Annotated in this window: 10 protein-coding genes; all 10 read right to left on the bottom strand. The window is 64.3% G+C overall.

All coding sequences use genetic code 11. The annotated features are described in order from the left end of the window. Window positions 1-11: 11 nt before the first annotated feature. Complete coding sequence (locus AC3RCC_RS16585) at window positions 12-1,184, bottom strand: sialidase family protein (protein WP_492255956.1); 1,173 nt, start codon at window positions 1,182-1,184, stop codon at window positions 12-14. Further along, window positions 1,184-3,472, bottom strand: a complete 2,289-nt coding sequence (locus AC3RCC_RS16580; protein ID WP_492255955.1) for a sialidase family protein — start codon at window positions 3,470-3,472, stop codon at window positions 1,184-1,186. Before AC3RCC_RS16580 ends, AC3RCC_RS16585 begins: the two co-directional genes overlap by 1 nt. Before the next feature lie 16 nt (window positions 3,473-3,488). Further along, window positions 3,489-4,688 carry a UDP-4-amino-4,6-dideoxy-N-acetyl-beta-L-altrosamine transaminase gene (pseC, locus tag AC3RCC_RS16575; protein WP_492255954.1) on the bottom strand — a complete coding sequence of 400 codons (1,200 nt, stop codon included), beginning with the start codon at window positions 4,686-4,688 and terminating at the stop codon, window positions 3,489-3,491. Then, a complete protein-coding gene (gene pseG, locus AC3RCC_RS16570) occupies window positions 4,685-5,833 on the bottom strand; it encodes a UDP-2,4-diacetamido-2,4,6-trideoxy-beta-L-altropyranose hydrolase (RefSeq protein WP_492255953.1) in 1,149 nt (382 codons plus the stop codon). Before pseG ends, pseC begins: the two co-directional genes overlap by 4 nt. Then, on the bottom strand, window positions 5,830-6,879 hold the full coding sequence (pseB, locus tag AC3RCC_RS16565; protein ID WP_492255952.1) for a UDP-N-acetylglucosamine 4,6-dehydratase (inverting): 1,050 nt from the start codon (window positions 6,877-6,879) through the stop codon (window positions 5,830-5,832). Before pseB ends, pseG begins: the two co-directional genes overlap by 4 nt. Before the next feature lie 38 nt (window positions 6,880-6,917). Beyond that, on the bottom strand, window positions 6,918-7,631 hold the full coding sequence (locus tag AC3RCC_RS16560; protein ID WP_492255951.1) for a cytidylyltransferase domain-containing protein: 714 nt from the start codon (window positions 7,629-7,631) through the stop codon (window positions 6,918-6,920). Window positions 7,632-7,646: 15 nt separating this feature from the next. Continuing rightward, window positions 7,647-12,860, bottom strand: coding sequence for a hypothetical protein (locus AC3RCC_RS16555; RefSeq protein ID WP_492255950.1), 5,214 nt, complete (start codon window positions 12,858-12,860; stop codon window positions 7,647-7,649). 455 nt (window positions 12,861-13,315) lie between these two features. Continuing rightward, window positions 13,316-14,368, bottom strand: a complete 1,053-nt coding sequence (gene pseI / locus AC3RCC_RS16550) for a pseudaminic acid synthase (protein WP_492255949.1) — start codon at window positions 14,366-14,368, stop codon at window positions 13,316-13,318. A 32-nt stretch (window positions 14,369-14,400) separates the two neighbouring features. Beyond that, window positions 14,401-15,132 (bottom strand): VOC family protein, encoded by a 732-nt coding sequence (locus AC3RCC_RS16545; protein ID WP_492255948.1) that lies wholly within the window; start codon window positions 15,130-15,132, stop codon window positions 14,401-14,403. 21 nt (window positions 15,133-15,153) lie between these two features. Continuing rightward, entirely contained in the window at window positions 15,154-17,430 is a 2,277-nt protein-coding gene (locus AC3RCC_RS16540; protein WP_492255947.1) for an HAD-IIIC family phosphatase, read from the bottom strand. Window positions 17,431-17,460 lie beyond the last annotated feature (30 nt).

Here is a 17,460-nt window from a genome sequence, read left to right as displayed (position 1 = left end):
CAGCGGCCCATTCACTGCCCGAGCGGTGTTAGATCCGGCGTGCGGAAGGTGATGATCTCCGAGACCGTCTCGCTGCGCTCGCGCACGATCGCGCCGATCAGGTGCCTGCCGTCGCGGCTCGGGACGAAGCTCTGGTAGCCCGACCTTCCGAAGAAGCCTTGGTCGAACAGCATCGACTTGCCCCATTTCTGCGGATCGTTTGCGACCTCGCTGGGCACGGCCGATCGTAGCCAGCAAACTTTCGGCCGGCGGTCGCAATAGGCCAGCAGCAGCATCTTTCGTCCGGCGATCGGAGAGACGTCGATGGTCGGCGCGACATTGACGTCGCTCGCCGCGGGCAGGTTCAGTTCACCCTCAAGGCGCCAGCTGCGGCCAGCGTCGGCCGTAACGAACTGCGCCATCCGGTTGAGGGGACCGTCGATGCGGCTGACGGCGATCCAGTGATTCTCGTCCAGTGCTTCCACGCCCATTTCAGAATAGTTCGGCCGTGCCGAGGAGATCACCAGATAGCGCGTCCAGCTCACGCCGTGGTCGCGGCTCACAAGAACAAAATTATCCTCGGCGGCGTAGGCCATCACGACCAACGCGCCGCCTGGCGCGCGCTTGATCGCGCCATAGGGGTAAAGCCAGCCTGCTTTCAGTGGCGCATCGTCACCCGCAGAAACCTCGGCGGGACGAGCAGCGCGCCAAGTGCGGCCCTCGTCAACCGACTCGGTTTGGTAGATGACGGGCTTCTGGCCCGGCGCGGGCCGGCGCGAGAACAGCGTCACGAGTTTACCCGTCTGGGCGCGGCCGAAGGAGCCGAAGCGATCATAGACCTGCGACTTGTCCGAGGAAACCGCGTCCGGCGCCACGGTCCAGCTCGCGCCCTCGTCATCGGACCAAGCGTAGCCAACGCTGGCGCGGCCTTTCCACATATGATCCTCTCCGCGGTAGAACTGCATGTGGATGCGCCCGCCGCCACCGCGCACGAGAATCGGGCCGAACAAATAGCGGTCCCGGAGCACTGTGAGCGGCTCGACGCCGTCGATTCCTGGCGCCATCGCTTTGGTCATGGCGCTCGGCGCGCTTTGCGCGAGCGTGGTCTGCGGCGCGGCGAGAGCCGCCATGCCTGCGAGTACGATGAAGGTCGCAGTGCGAGGCGATCGGATGCGTGTCGAGGTGCGCCTTGCAGGATGGTCCATCAGATCCCCTCTAGCCGGGCGAGGCGTTCAGACACGCGGCGCCACTGCACATCGCGATCCGTCAGCCGCGTCAGATCAAGGGCACGCAATTCGCCCTCGAGCGCGACCAGCTCACGAAGCCGCGCGATTTTTCCCGGTCCTTCAACAATCGGCAACTCCAGCCCCAACGCAGCCAGCGTCTCGGCCCGAGCAGCCAACCCTAATTCCGCCGAAGCGGCGATATCGGGTGCGGCGGGATCGCACTGCCACCCCGTCGTCGTGGGCAGAGTTATGCACCATTCGGAATCGAGTTCGAGCCTGGCCTCAACGAGCTCGCCCACCGGACGAGGCCCGACCAGGAACGCCACCTCGCTGTCGGACAGCGCAAGCGCGAAGGCGTCACCCAGCGGCACGCCGTCGACGCCTAGCAGTCGCGCCAGCGGCGTGCGGGCCATCGGATCGAACGAGGCCTGCAACAGCGCCATGCCGCGCGCTCCGGCGCCTGTCGTCAACGCGCGCAGCTCGAGGCGCCGGAACCACCCACAGCAGGCGGCGCGCGTGTCGGCAGCGCTGGGGCGACGCACCAGCGCGGCTGCGGGCGAGAGGATCAGCGACACGTCGCCGTAGACGATGTCGTATCCCTCGCCGTCGTCGGCGCCGCGCTCGAGCAGTTCGAGCCGCAGCGCTGAGCCCGCGCCGAGTGTTATGCCGTCGACGGGTGGCAGCGCGCTGCTGAAGGTGTAGAGCAGCGGCTGCTCGCTCAGCGCCGTGACGCCGCCGAGCGCGACGACAACCGGCGCTGCGCCGCCGACGCCGAAATCCTGCACTAGTCGCACACCGGCCAGCCGCCCGCCTCCGGTCGCGCGCGCCCGGAGCGCGACGGTGACGCGCGCGCCGGCGGCGAGGTTGGCTGGGCCTAGGGTCTGGACCGTTGCATGCGTGCCGCGCGGCGCCGCGCAGGCCTTGCGTAACCAGTTGCATGGCGCACCGGCCGGATGGGGTGCATCAATGCGCCCAGCTGACACCGTATCGCCAGCCGGGTGGTCGGCGCGCCACCGATCGGCGAGCGGCTGCCCCGGACGTACCGCGTCCCATCTCTCGCCGCGGGCCCAGACGCCGAAATCGCCATTGTCGACCAGATTGTCGTGCGGCGTCGCGGCGCGCAGCACGGGCGCATCGACCAGCACGGGACGATAGGGCGTCATTAGGCCGAGCCAGCTGCGCTTAACCTCGCTGGAGCCGACTCTGCCAGTTTCACCGAAATTAAAGGCCGCGAACCAGCGGCCACGGATTTTGCGCGGGAAGATATAGCCGGCCGCCTGTTCGGGGAGAGGGCCGAGGTCGCGCCAGCCGCCCTGCGCGCCGAAATCCGTCTCGCCGGCGGCGAGCGCCGCAGCGGGAGCGCGCGCCAGCAGCAAGCGGTCGCCGCGCCATTCTCCCGTCTCGACGGGCAACTCGCGTTTGGCGCCGCGCCGGGACACAGTGTAGAGGAACGCCTCGTCTTGTTCGATCACCAACGCCGGGGCATTGCCCGACAGCATCACGCCGCCGTCTCGTGGGCCCTCCCACATTTTCAAGTCGTGCGAGACGTACAGAACGAGGGGGCCGCGCCGGCCCGACGTAGTCGGGCGGATCGCCATGATCCACGGACCTTGCGGGCCGACCGGGGCCGTCCAGCATTCGGTTAGATGATCGGCGAGCAGGCCGTCGCTGACGCAAAGATCGGTTCGCCAGCTCCAGGTTTCGCCGTTGTCGCGGGTGTACAGGCCATCGATCGACTTGCGCCAATGGTTGTAGGAGAACGCGGCGAAACCGCATTGATCGTCGCCGCCCGCGGCGGTGGGCCAGCGGACGATGTCGCCGTGGAAGCTCACCGCCGGGCTGGTCGGGGGGGCGGGCAGATCGCGCGCGCGCCAAGTCGCTCCGTCGTCGTCGGTGAACAGGAACAGCGGCGCAGCGAATTCCAGCGTTTTGCCGGCTCCGCGGAAACGCGTTGCCACGAGGCCGAGCCGGCCCGCCCCCATCGGCGCGCCGGCGAAATTGCGAGTGTCCCACTCAGCCGAGGCGTAGATAGAGCGCATGTGCGAGAAGGAGGCGCACTCATCCTCCGAGACCATGAGCTTGATTTCTGCGCCGGGCCGGGCCGCATGGGTCAGCGCGCTACGGAAGACGAGCAGCGTGCGTGTCCCGTCCTCCGTCGGCAGTAACGTGGCGTTGAAGCCGTCGTGATCCTGCCCCGTGGTCAGCAGCCGCATCCAGCCGTCGAGCGGATGGTCGCATAAAGCGGAGTGATCAGTGGGGCTGGTCACGGCAGAGCACTCCGCTTCAGCTGGTCAAATCGATCACTGCATCGCACACTCTATCGACGTCATCCTCAGTCATCGAGGCGTAGAGCGGTAGCGACAGGCACTTGTCATAATAGGCGTCGGCGCCGCGCAGCAGTAGATTGGGCGACAGGTCGCGGTAGTATGGCTGCCGGTGGATCGGAATGTAGTGGACCTGCGTGCCCACGCCCTTCTCGCGGAGCTTCGCCATCGCGCCGGCTCGGGTGAGCCCAAGCGTGGCGAAATCGAACAGGCCGATCATCAAATGCAAGACTGCGCGATCGTCGAGACAGCTGGTCGCTAAGCGCACTGTCGCTGGCATGCTGGCAAAGCGTTCGCGATAGCGTCGCGCTAGCGCCTTACGCGTGGCGGCGAAACGCGGCATCTTCGCGAGTTGGTTGCGCCCGAGCGCCGCCTGAACGTCATTGAGGCGATAGTTGTAGCCGAGTGTCTGCAGTTCGTAGACCCAGGGATTGGGCGTGCCCGTCTCGGGGTCGAGGCCGATCGAGGAATCAACCCAGTCGGAGGGCTCGCGCATCAGCCCGTGATTGCGCAGCAGCGCCAGTGATTTCGCCAGCGCAGGATCGCGTGTCGTCACAGCGCCGCCTTCACCAGTTGTGAAGGTCTTGACCGGGTGGAATGAGAAGGCGGCCATCGTGGACAGCTCGCAGTCGCCGACGCGCCCCTCGCTCCCGTCAGCGCGCGGATAGGTCGTGCCGACCGCGTGGCAGGCGTCCTCGATCAGCGGAACGCCGTGCTGGCGCGCAACCGCAGCGACCCCCTCGAGATCTACCGCGCCGCCGCCCAAATGCACGACAAAGATGGCTTTCAGTCGTGCAGGATCGGTGCGGCGAACCGCCTCCTCGATCGTCGCTGCCGTCGCCGCCCCACTGAGCGGGTCTACATCGGCGAAGATGACGTCGGCGCCGCAATAGCGCGGTCCGTTGGCGGTGGCGACGAAGGAGATCGATGGCACGATCACCTGGTCGCCAGGCTTCAAACCGAGTGCGAGGCAGATGATGTGAAGCGCCGCTGTGCCGTTGGAGCAGACCACGGAGTATGGGGCCTTGACATAGGCGGCAAACTCCGCTTCCAGCGCCGGGGCCTCCGGCCCAGTCGTCAGGTAATCGCCTTTCAATACGCGTGTGACGGCGGCAATATCGTCGTCTTCGATGACCTGACGGCCATAAGGTAGCATCATGTCTTTTTCTCCTGAAGCGGGGAACGTTCACCCCGCGCGAGGGCGATTACCGGCGCGGCGATGCGCGCCAATCCCAGTCCGTCACACAAGCCGGCGGCGCTTTCCACCATCGCTCGACGCAGCGTCGGGTCGGCGCCGAGTCGAGCGAGGCCAGCAGCGATGCTGGCTGGCTCAAGTTCCGCGCCGTGGCCGAGGGTAATGGTCGCGCCGAGCCCTTCGAGGCGGCGCGCCGATCCCTCCTGATTCTCGGCCATCACCACGATCAGAGTTGGCAGCCCCATGACGCAGCGCTCGATTGCCGAGACGCCGGAACCGCCTATCGCCAGATCTGCGGCGGCGAGCAAGCCCGGCATGTCCGGTGCATCGACATACAATCGCGCGCCTGGAACGCGTTCTACGAGGGACCGCACCTTCTCGAGTTGCGGCGCGCCGCTGCCCAAAACTACATCCGTTCGCTCGACCCAGCTGAGACCGAATCCCGCGGCCGGATCGAGCGCGGCGAGGACGCGTGAGGTGACGTCGAGGTGATCGAAGCCGCCGACCGAGACAAGGAGCCGGCGCGTTGCCCCTTCCGCACGCCGGCGCATCAATGCAGAGGGGCGGGCGCGGTGGAAGTCCGGCCGCAGAGGAGCATAGGCCGCACCGACGAGGAGTAGGGCGCCGGGCGCGAGGCCTGCAAAAAGATCCGGCGTGTGCCCAACGTTATGGTCGACGAGGATGTCGCAATCGCGCGGTCGGTCACAGAGATCGTCGAAGGAGACTATTCCGGCGCAGGATTGGCGCAACGCGTGTTCGTAGTCCGCCCCGAGGCCGTAATGGTCGACGATCAGCAAAGGACGCACGCCGCGCGTGACGATCAAACGGCGCGCCCAGTCGATCTCGTCAGCGAGCGACCCGCCGAGCCAGCCTGCATAATTTTCGTGCCCGGTCAGCGCCGGATTGACCGGGGCGAGGTCCAGGCTATGCCCGGCCGCCGTGATCGTCGTGCCAAGATGGCCGTCATGGGCGCGGCACAGGAACAGGCTCTTGATCCCCGCCGCACGCAACTCGCCGGCGAGCGCCAGCGAACGCATGACATGACCGGCGCCGATGCGCCGGCCTGCATCGGCGCGAAACAGCGCAAGGCGCGTCGCCGCCTCGTTCAAACCCCGGCCTCTTTCAGCAGCGCGATCATCGCGTCCGCATCGAGCCACTGCGTATTGCGGTCGCTCGAATAGGAGAACCGGTCGGCGACGGGGCTGCCAACCCCGGAGGCTAGCAGCGACTGGCGCGTATATTCGGCAAAGGCCGGTTCGATCACGTAGCGGTCGTCGAGTTCGGCGGTATTGTGAGCGTCGTCCTCGGAGATCATCATCTCGTGAAGCTTCTCGCCTGGACGAATGCCAATCACCTTGGTCTGCAATTGCGGCGCCAGCACGACTGCGAGATCGGTAATCTTCATGCTTGGAATCTTGGGCACGAAAATTTCGCCGCCCTGCATGATGGTGAAGCTGGACAGCACGAAATTAACGCCCTGCTGCAGCGTGATCCAGAAACGCGTCATACGTGGATCGGTTATCGGCAGCGTCTCGCCGCGGGCGATGAGGGCGCGAAAGAACGGAATGACCGAGCCGCGTGAGCCGGTGACGTTGCCGTAGCGCACGACGGCGAAACGGGTGCGGCCCTTGCCCACGAGATTGTTGGCGGCCACGAAGCTCTTGTCCGAAGCGAGCTTGGTCGCGCCATAGAGATTGACGGGGTTGCAAGCCTTGTCTGTCGACAACGCGACGACGCTATGAACGTTCTCGGCAATCGCTGATTCGATGACGTTCTCTGCGCCGAGCAGATTAGTCTTGATGCACTCCATCGGATTGTATTCGGCGATCGGCACGTGCTTCAGCGCCGCGGCATGTACGACATAGTCGACGCCGCGCATCGCCATCCGCAGACGCGGACCATCGCGCACGTCGCCGATGAAGAAGCGCAGGCGGCGGAACTTGTCTTCTGGCAGGCTGGCGCGCAACTCGCCCTGCATCTCGAACTGCTTGAGCTCGTCGCGCGAATAAATGATCAGCCGCGCCGGATCCCAATTTCCGAGGATGGTGCGCGTGTATTGCTTGCCAAACGAGCCCGTGCCACCGGTGATCAGCACAGTCTTGCCGTTCAGGTCGACGAGATTGCGGTCGAATTCATTGATTGCGATGTTAGTCATTTAGAATATTCCTAGTTAGATACGGCAGAGACTGCTGTTTATAGTAAAGTGTTGATGGCAAGTAGGTCTCGACGTTTCTTGAGGAGCTTTATTGCTTCCCAGAAATTCAGATCTGAGACAGGCTTATCGATTGCATCTGCCAAAGCAAGGAAGAAGAGCAGGTCCTGCTCGGTGTCGAGAGTCAGACGCCAGTGCGAGATGCCTTCGAACGGGCAGGGGAAGCTGTACATTTGGTAGCGGACAGGTCGTGACCGCACGAAGGGCGTGACATGTTCACGCTCGTACGGCAGCGTCGCTTGGCGATCCGCCCGCAGCAGCGCTTCCATCGAGACCATTTCGACATCTAGGCCGATCGGCCAGCTTGGCGGAATGTTCGTGGTCACAAGATCATGCCGCCCCTCGGCGAATTTAGCGCTGACTACGCCCGCGATCTCCGGGTCGGCGAGGGGGCAGTCGCTGGTAATGCGCATTACTGCGTCCGCACGTGCCTCTTGCGCCGCTCCCCGGTATCGAGCCAATACATCAGTTAAGCTGCCGCGATACCAACGGAAATCACGCTTGCGGCACAAGTCGACGATCGGATCGCAATCTTCCTCATCAGTTGTCGCGCAAATGACTTCGTCGATCCCTGGCACTAGCCGGCAACGGTCGAGGCAGTGTTCAAGGAAAGTCTTGCCCTGGAGCAGCTTCATGACTTTGCCCGGAAGTCGTGTGGAACTCATCCGTGCTTGTACGATAAGCGCTTTACGCATGGTTGGCTCTCTCGCTCATCGCCGACTGCGCCTGGCCGAGCCAGGGCGCCCGTGCGCGTGTGACGCAACGGCCGGCGCGACCTGGGTTGGTGATTCGTCGCGGACAGGCGATGACACTTGCATAGACAATGACGCGTCTGCCTGATCGCAGTTCGGCGTTCCTTGCGATGCCTTCGCGGCGGTCGCTTCCAGTAGCAATTTTTCTATGCGACGTACCATGGAAGCACGATCAGATGCCGGAATGGGACGTACCATCGTGATGTTGTCGAAATAGAGATCGGTATCCGTGAAGCCCGGATTCCGATACGCATTCATGTTTGCCGGCGACGCATAGATCGTCGGGCAGCCGACGAGTGCGGCGAACTCGGTCGTTGTCGTTGCGGTGCCCACGAAAACATCGAGATTGGCGATCAGGGCGGCAAGCCCCTCAAAGTCGTCGCGCTTGTCGAGATCGGGAAAATCGATGATCTCGACGCCAAGCGCCTCGCGCGCCCAGCGCAACTCCTCGTTGACGGGCTCGTACTGGCAATTGACGAAGACGGCGCCTGGCGTCGTGAAGATCGGCGCCATCTCCTCGTGCGTGAGATAATTGCCGACGCGCTGATATTGTCGCATCATACTCGTCCACGTCGCGCCGACGATCAACCGATCCGCGTAGGGCGCGAGGCGATCACGCCAGAATTCGACGAGATCGGGGCGCGGCTTCAGGCGCACGTTGTGAGCGTGTCTGAAGTCCGATTCAGTTCTCCTAAGGTCGGCCAACAGGCACGGTATTGGCGCTACCACCTCGCTCTCGCACGCCACGCGCCAGGCGTCGTTATTGAAGAACGGGGCGAGCTCGCGATCTGGTAACTCGTCGATTTCCTCGAGTATGTCGGAGTTGAGCCGCTTCCGATCGTAGCGTGGGAGAGGAACGAACCGCTTGATCATGGGGAATGATCGCTCGAAGAGCGTGTGCAAGCGCCTGTCTACAGTGATCGAAACGTCGTGTAAGCGCTGGGCGATTTCCGGATAGAGCAAGGAAAAGCGCATCTCATCACCGACGCCGCCCTCGGAAACGAGAAGCGTCTTCTGTAGCGGATCTATGTCGGCTAGCGTGAGAGCAAGTCGAAAGGGGCGAGCATGGCGGCGAAGGATCTTCGTCCTGCTAAAGGACCGCATCGCGTCGAAAGCCCCGGCGAAATCGCCAAGCGCCAAGGCAGCGGAATAGCGTGGGATAACGAGTTTCTCGCGATCGCCTACATAGAGGCTGAAGCGGTTCTCGCGAGTCATCCTGCGGATCGTCGCGACATCGCCGAGTTGGGCGGCGCTGCGAATCGAATCGAGCATCATCCAAGCGTTGTCGTCGCGCTCTCGCGCCAGCGCCAGGTCGTACTGCGCGCTGATGGTCGCCAGCGTTTCCGCCGACTTCTCGCCGGGCTCCCAAGCGAGCGCGTGTGCATGCCAGGCGTGGGCTCCGACATCGGTCGGAAACAGGCGCATGACCGTCAGGCAATTGCGCTTTAGTGTTTCGAAGTCATGCTGCTGCAGCCGCGCCCGTCCCTGCGCCATCAGCGTCTCTACCGTGGGCTGGTCGATATCGTCGAGAAACGCGAGGAATGCGCGCGTCCCCGGCCCGAGGCCGTCGGGCTCGACGACGCCCATTTCCGCCTCTAGCTCCATCAGTTGCGTATGTGCGCCGATATTGAGTGGCGACAGTTTCAGCAAAGACAACAGCGCATCGCAGGTGCCGCTCAGGTCGTTCTCGAAAGACAATATATCAGCCTTAACGCGCAAGGCGGCTGCGTCTGTCGGCAACTGGCGCAACTGCGCGTCAATGAATCCCGAAGCGGCGGCCGTTTCCATCCGCGACACGTGAATCTGGCCGAGAGCTCGCGCGGCGGTGCTGCCGTGCTTGCTGCGTAGCAGGCGCATGAAAATCGCATGCGCTTCGTCGGCGCGCCCGCTCTCGCGGTAGGCATTGGCTAAAGCAAGTTGGCGATTGACATCGGCGGGTACGGCCATTGCGCGCGCCTTGAGCAGCTCCAGCACCTTGTCCGCGTCGCCCCGACGCTCGGCCAGCGCGATTTCCAGCTCCTCGATTGGCGCCTTCGCCTCGCGCAGCGCGTCGAGTATCTCCTGCGCGGGGCCGAGATCGCCGATTGCCACGAGGCAGCGCGCACGGGCGCGACGAACGTCTATCGAATCCTGGCAACTGGCGTAGATTGTCAAAGCTGCGCCGTAGAAATGCGCCGCCGCAAAAGTGTCGCCTAACTCCTTGACCTGCGCACTCGACAGATTGCGGAATTGTGACAGCACATAATTCGGCATTGCCCGCCCGTCAGCCGTAGACTGCGCGCAGCGACGGATCGAGACTAGCAAATCGAACAGCTTCTTCGACGATGTCGTGCTGTGTTTTGCCCAGATAGCGCGCACGCGGTCGACACCTCCGCGCCAGTCGCCGCGCCGGGCGACGTCGATCGCGATGTCGGACGCCAGATCAAGCTGTCCGTCGACGATCTCCGGGTGGCCAATGCAGTCAACTAACTTGGCGATGTGATCGTCTTTCGCGTGCGCCGCAAGGGCTCGCAGAAATTGCGTACGGTCAGCTGAGGTCTGCCCCGGATCGCAGGCCAGCGCGACGATCCGGCCCGCCACCGCGTCCGACAGTTCGCCGAGATAAGGCGTCCAGGCGTCGAGATAGGTGCCGATGCTCATTGGCGTACCGTCGAGCGGGTCAGCGAAGAGCAGACAGGTGCCGAAGTACCAGCCAAGGAAGGTGTCGTGATCGAGCGGCTCGGCGAGGCGCGGCGGCTGATCGGCTCCGTCTGGACCGATATCGCGCGTGACGCCGAGGCCGGCATATGGCGGGCGGCCATGAACAATTACCGGCAGTCCGATCGCGATGGCGAGCGCACCCTGCAGATTGTCGATGGTGCGCACCTCGTCTACCACATGCGCGAATTCGCCCACGCAATAGGCCTGATCGACAATATGCACGCGCGAGCCTAGGGCGCGGACAGCCTTCAGTGAGGCCTCGTTCGCCAGTGTCTTGCGCTGTGGTGCATAGAGAATGCGCGCGTTCGGCCGCTCCGCCAGCGCTAGGCGCAGCACGTCGATGTCCTTCACTTTGTTCGGGTTCGACTGCAAGTGTTTCGAGCCCTCGGTCTCCTCGCCGAGCACCAGCACGCGTTCGGCGCTGAGCGGTCCGAAGCGGCGGCCTATCTCTACCTTGTTGAAGCGGGCAAGGCGCCGTGCGGTCTGCAAGCGGCGCAGCCTCGGCGCAATCACGCGCCCGAAGGCGAGATGGCGCGCGCGGGCCTCTGCGTTCCAGAAGGCAATTTCGTCCTCGGGCGCGTAGACTGCTACAGGGCCATCAAGCCGCACGCGCAAGCGATGGAAGGTCGGGATAAAAACCGTGCTGGTTGTCAGCATCAGCGGGTAGTCTATCGGCTCGCGATCAACTACCCAATGCGTGCGGCCGGCGGCAGCGATCCATTCGGGCAGCGCCGCGTCGCGCGCATATATCGAGATGTCGCAATGCGCGAGCGCCTCGCGCACGGCAGCAAAGTCGGCCGGCTTCAGATGACCTGGCTTCTGCCATGCGTGCTCGCCGAGGTGGCGCGTGAACGGCACGATCGCCCTGCCTGGTTGACCGATCATGACGTCTCGCAGTGTCGCGAAGCTCGGAGGAGCATCGGCTGCCGCCCTCGCGAGCGTGGCCAGTGCCGCGTCGGCGACGGCATCGGGCTGCAAGGACTGTTGGGTCTGTACATCGGCGAAGCCGTAACAGGTGTCGGCGTCGATCCGCCCACTCTCGTCCAAAATGAGGCGGCCGGACCAGATGGCCGCCTCGCCTTCGGCCTCGACCTGCGCACCACGCATGGCGGCGGCGACAACGAAGGCTGCGGAGTCGCCGACGACCGTCGCCGCGCGAGTTATAGCGTCAGCCGCGTCTTGCGGTGCCGTCGGTTCGCCGCCGGATTTCGATAGCAAGACGAGATCGGCGAAGGACGGTGCACCGCGCAAGACAAAGCGAAGACGGGCCAGCGGGAAGCGTGCGCGGGCCGCTACGATGGCAGCGGCGGTGCCGGCGACGAATACGCCCTCGCGCCTCGCGCTGTCGTTGCTGTGTCGCGGCAATCCGGCGAGCTCGCGGAATTCGGGTGGACGAGCGCCGTCGACGGATCGCAGGCTCAGCCCAACCGCGCCATGGGGCAGTACGCCTTCAAATGGCGTCAGCCCGATCGTCAGGCGGCCAGCGACAGGCGTCCCGACACCTGCTAGTGCGGCCTCGTCGCCTGCTACGATCCAGTCCGACTGCGTAGGCGCGTCGGTGCCCGGAGCGCGCCAGTCGAGCGTCGGAAAACAAAGACGTGCCGTGTCTAAGGGAACGGCGTTGTCGAGCAGGAAGGCGCGGTGCGGCGCGCCGCAAGCGACGCGCCAGGCCTGCATCGCGGCCTCAACCGGAAGCGATGCTCCGGTGTCAGGATCGACGAAGCCGTACCAAGCCTGCGTATCGATCTGACCACCGTCGCCGTCCTCGCGAAGTGTCTCGAACCGCGCCTCGGCGGCGCCCTGCGCCACTACTTCGGCGCCGGCGGCGCGGGCAGCGAGCGCGATCTCCAGAATGTCAGTAACGACACGCTCGGCGCCGGCGAGCAGCTCCGGAAGGCATGAGGGTTCGCGCAGTACTGCCCCGTCCGCAGCGGCCTCGAACAGCTGGTCGGGCGTCGCCGCCGGACGCAAGATCGCGCTTAGGGGCGAATCTGGGAAAGCATCGCGGGCCAGCGTGAGCAACGCCGGACCGCCGACGACAACAACGCCTGAGCGCGCCTGCCCTCCGGCGCGCAGCAGGAATGTCGGTAGGCCCTTCACGCCCGGCTCTCTGGCAGGAAAGCCGCGCAAGGAGTGCAGCCGCAGCCCGTCCACTCGCAGCGACAAATCGGGGTCGTCACGCCCGAAGGGCGGAGGTCCGAGCGCCATCATTGCGGGCAGCGTCGCTGGCGGAGCCTTGGCGCCGTCAGCGACGACGAATATGTCGTCCGCGCTTACTCGTGCGGTCCACGGCTCGGGTGGCGCCGCACGGCTGAATAGGCTGGAACGGCGGGACTGCGCGTTCTTATCCGGGGGATGTCGCCAATCCAGCCCTGGGAAACAGGCACGCGCGCGCGCCAACAGCCGGGCGTCTGCGCCGAATAGCCAGGCGCGCGGCTGCGCAGAGGCGGTGCTCTCGTTATTGTCCGACATGCCTGACCCGAACTCCCGCGAAGACGCCTTCATATTGTGCGGGCATAGGCGACGAGATTACGCGCGCATCCCGCAGCCGAGAGAGACTTGGAAGCCCCGCGGCGATCTTCGCTGGCGAGCACCGTCTCGAGCTTGCTGCGCATCTTGTGACGACCGAAGCCGAGCGACGGGCGAATATGTAGTCGCGTCTCATCCGAGGGAGCCAGTCGACAGGACAGTCGAGGGTCGACACGCGAGCCTTGTGAGTCGCTGTAGGCCATGCGCTCCTCTTAGGGAGATTGCTCGAACAGATTTGTGCAATGGATCGTAGCCACGACTCTTATTGTATTTCTTCATCAGCCCATCGGCATCGGGCTTTGGTTGAAGCCAGTAGCAGCCGTGCTCCTCAACCATGTGCGCGCTCCTCGCCATCGATCTGAGGTCCCCTGTCGTCGCGGCAATGTGCCGCAAGTGCCCTAGAGAAGATCCCAAGAAAGCGGCGTGCCGCGCTTCACGTCCTTCTTCACGCGAGCGCCGATGAGCACTTTGCGATACTTCACAGGAAGGCCGAGACCGGGCCGGATCGAACGCACATTGGTTTCGTCGAGTACCTCGCCGGCCTTGAGGTCTCGCACGACGAAGAGTGAACGGCGATGTTCACGCGAGGTTTTCTCGGACGCGCCCGAGCCGAACACCGGCCGGCCGATCGCAGCGCGCGCGTCACGAGTATCTGCGACCAGGCGCTCCATCTCGTCGGGCTCGAGCGAGAAAGCGGAGTCGACGCCTCCGTCCGCCCGCGCCAAAGTGAAATGCTTCTCAAATACTGTAGCGCCGAGCGGGACCGCGGCGACCGATACCGCCGTCCCCATCGTGTGATCGGAAAGGCCGACCTCGCAGCCGAACATCTGCCGCAGGGCCGGGATGGAGGCGAGGTTGGCGTCGGCCGCCGTGGCGGGGTAGGCGCTCGTGCATTTGAGCAAGATTAGATCCTTGCACCCATTTTCGCGCGCGCAATCGACTGTCTCAGCAATTTCGGCGACGTTCGCCATGCCAGTCGAGATGATCACCGGTTTGCCAGTACGCGCTACCTTCGCCACTAGGTCTAAGTCGGTCATCTCGAACGAAGCGACCTTGTAGGCGGGCACGTCCAGCGTCTCTAGGAAGTCGACCGATGTCGGATCGAACGCGGAGGAAAAGCCAACCATTCCAAGCTCGCGGCACCGCTCGAAGATCGGGGCGTGCCATTCCCAGGGCGTGTAGGCTTCCTGGTAGAGCTTGTGCAGGGTCTTGCCCGTCCAAAGGCTGGCCGGATCGTCGATTCGGAAGGGGCCGTCCTCCAAGTCGATCGTCATCGTGTCGGCCGTGTAGGTCTGCAGCTTAAGCGCATGCGCGCCGGCCTTGGCTGCCGCGTCGACGATCGCGAGCGCGCGATCGAGGCTGTGATTGTGATTGCCCGACATTTCGGCGATCACATAGGGCTGGTGGTCAAGGCCGATCTTGCGGCCGGCTATCGCGATAGAATTCGGCATCTTCAACTCCTTGGCGGCGCGTCGCAGCCGATTCAATTGCGTCCGCCGATGAAGACGGCAAACTCGCGATAGCTGTTGAGATTCTCGATAGTCTTCATGGGAATGCGGACATCGAGCTGCCGCTCGACCTCCATCACCAGCTGTAGTTGCGCCAGCGAATCCCAGCCCGGTGTGCAGCCGAGCTCCGCGGAACGGATGTCCGCGTCGGAAAGTGTCTTGAGAATGCTGCGAAACACCGCGAGCAAGGGGCCGTCGTCGAAACTGCTCGCGCGCGCATCCTCGCCGCGCATTTCCGCTCGCGCGGGCCTCGCATCATCGGAGACCGCGAAATCGGCGGGCCAAGCGGCCACAAGTTCGATGAGGCCATGCGTGTTGTCGAGTAGAAAGGCTACTGGCCGACCATCGTGCGCTGGATCGGGCTTGGGGCGGGAAACGATGCGAGCGCCAGCGGCTTCGGCCGCCGCCAGCGAGGCATCGATGTCGGCGACAGCATAACACAGGTGGTAGGCGCCGCCTCCGCGCGCCACGTGTCCGGCAATAGGGCCGCCGCCATCCTCGGGTAGGCCAAGTACCTCGACGACGAGACCGATGTCGAGGCGCACGAAGGCGTAACGCACGTGCTGTGCGTCGTTGTAGCCGGGGCCGCGGACGATGCGTGCACCGGGCGCAGCGAGATAGTCGCGAACGGCGTCCTCGAAATGCGCTGTGGTTACGGCCACGTGGTCGACATGCAGAGGCGCGATGCGTCGGATAAGATCGGACAAGGTCGGGGCTTCCTCGGATGATCAGGCGTCGGCGACAATGGTCAGCCAATCAGGGCGTGGCGGGGGCCCGTCGGCCAGCTGGAACTCGAACCGGTTTTCGCCCAAGCTGACGAAACCATTGTCGAAATAAACGGATCGACACGGCTCGTTGCGCTCAGACACGATAATCGTGCCATCGATGACCACGCAGCCACGCGCCAACGCCGCCTCGCCCACAACGGCCAGTGCGCCGGCCTCGACGCCGCGTCCGAGCACGCGGCAAGACATGATGAAGTTATCGATGATAGCCTTGCGCGCCGTCATGTCGAAATCCACGACCACGACGCCAATCAACTCGTCGGAGCCGTACTTGTCCTTCAGACGCAGGGTCAGCGTGTAGCCGCCGGCAGCCTTTCTGGCGGCGAGGTCGGCTTCTGTGTAGCGGCGTTGCGTGGTGTTGAACTGGTTCGTTTTGGCAATGAGCTGGAGCACGCGCTGCATCGTCGCGGGCGTTGCGTCGTGCACCTCGAGGGTAAGGTCCAACTCCTTCAGGAATGCTGAGCGCGAGGGCGCCTCGCGCTCAGCGGCGATGATGCGGCTGCGAATATCATAGGAGCGGGCGCGGGCGAGGTCTTCGGCGGTCAGGGACAGCGCCGCCAAGGCGGGGTGACGGAGAAGGAATTCCGGCCAAAGAGCGACGTCTTCGGGCATGTCCGGGACGATCAGACCCGGACAATTGCGGCGCGCCTCGTCACGCTCCACGGGATTATCGTCGACGAACATCAGAGAGCCGAGCCCGAGCGAAAGCTCGGCCGCAATCTCGCGGATATTGCCCGATTTCGGCGCCCAGTTGATGCGTTTGGCGACGAAATCGGCCTCGCGCAAAACCATTTCCGGATGGGAGCGAATTGCCTCAATCGCGATTGCTTCGGTGTTCTTACTGGAGATCGTGAGCGGCAGACCCCGCGACTTAAGGGCAAGCGCAACGTTCTGGACGGCCTTGAACTCATTGCCGGGATAGTCGGAGGACAGGCTGATCCCGCTGACGCCCTCGTCGCCAATCGCGCCGCCCCAGAGTGTGTTATCAAGATCGAGCACCAGCGCGCGTGCTGTGAGGCCGCGGCGGAAAAGTACCGCCCCCACGACTGCGTCGGCCCAGGCCTCTGTCATTGCCGGCCCATAGGCAATGCGGCCCATCAGCCAATATTTTCCCGGGTCTGCCCGCAGCGCACCGATCTCGCGAACCAGCGCCGAGATTGGCAGAAGCGTCGCATCGGGTAGTTCGCCGCACAGTGAGGCGAGCTGCGCGTTGAACTCCGCGTAAAGGCGCGAGACTGCGTCGGTGCCGCTGGCCGCCTCCTCGTAGGAGCGCGCCCAGGGCCGCGTCGGGGCGAGGTCATGTACCAGAAAAAGACCGCCGACTTCTGCGCGCGCGCGGCGGATCTGCCGCTCGTATCGCTCAAAACGCTCGCGCACGAGCCGTTCGTCTGTCTGACCGGGCAACGCGAAGGGGTCGCCGAAATCCTCAAAACGGTCGGCGAAAATCCAGACGTCGCGCTCCACACTTCGCAGCTTCGAAGCGGGATCGAGTAGCTCCATCGCCGCCTGCCCGAAAGGAGGGGTATGGGCGTCAACCTTCCATCCCGTCCAGCGGGCGAAGGCGTTGACTAGCCCGCGGGCCGCGAGGTCCCAATTTGCCGACCCAAGCACCGCGAGCCGCACCGCCGGGGGCTCGACCGGTGGGGCGTCGAAATCGTGCAGTTCAAGGCGAAGCTCCCCGATGGCGGGAACATCACCGGCCGCGCGCCCGTGATCGAAAACCTCTCGGGTCAATCGCTTTACGATCAGCCCGTGCTTAACAGCATTGGGATACGGCTCCGGTGCGAGCGTTTCGAAACCTAGGCGATCGTGCAGGGAAAGGACGCCGAGATTGTCGGCGCGAGTTTCGCACAGCAGGGCGTCGAGGCGCAGCGCATCGAAGGCGTAGACTAGCGCGCCTCTCTCGATTGCCAGCCAAGAGCGCAGTGCTCCGGCGCCTCCCTCGGAGGCAGAGTCCGTCGGATAGAAGCCCCACCAAGCGGTCCGCCCATCCGGACCGTCCACGATATCAAAAAAGGTGATTATGCCAAGCGGACGGTCGGCCTCGGAAAGGAGCAGCACACGTTTCGACGCATCCCCGCGTACGCGCTCCCACCAAGCGAGATGGCCGTCGAGGGAGATCGGATCCTGCGTGATCATCGTGCGGCGGACGGCGGTGGCGTTGCGCCAGCGCAGCACATCGAGCTTCTCGCTGTCGGCAACCGGTCTCACAACATGCATGACTTCCCACGTCTCCCGGCCTTGCGACAA

The organism is Allobosea sp. GW823-FHT01F03 (assembly GCF_058798075.1).
Note: the sequence above shows the minus strand (reverse complement) of the source record. Positions and strands in the feature narration are given on the sequence as shown.

What these genes read in the sequence shown, in the direction of transcription:
- AC3RCC_RS16585 (WP_492255956.1), bottom strand. Translation starts at nt 1,184, where the DNA reads ATGGACCATCCTGCAAGGCGCACCTCGACACGCATCCGATCGCCTCGC.
- pseC (WP_492255954.1), bottom strand. Translation starts at nt 4,688, where the DNA reads ATGATGCTACCTTATGGCCGTCAGGTCATCGAAGACGACGATATTGCC.
- pseB (WP_492255952.1), bottom strand. Translation starts at nt 6,879, where the DNA reads ATGACTAACATCGCAATCAATGAATTCGACCGCAATCTCGTCGACCTG.
- AC3RCC_RS16560 (WP_492255951.1), bottom strand. Translation starts at nt 7,631, where the DNA reads ATGCGTAAAGCGCTTATCGTACAAGCACGGATGAGTTCCACACGACTT.
- AC3RCC_RS16555 (WP_492255950.1), bottom strand. Translation starts at nt 12,860, where the DNA reads ATGTCGGACAATAACGAGAGCACCGCCTCTGCGCAGCCGCGCGCCTGG.
- pseI (WP_492255949.1), bottom strand. Translation starts at nt 14,368, where the DNA reads ATGCCGAATTCTATCGCGATAGCCGGCCGCAAGATCGGCCTTGACCAC.
- AC3RCC_RS16540 (WP_492255947.1), bottom strand. Translation starts at nt 17,430, where the DNA reads ATGCATGTTGTGAGACCGGTTGCCGACAGCGAGAAGCTCGATGTGCTG.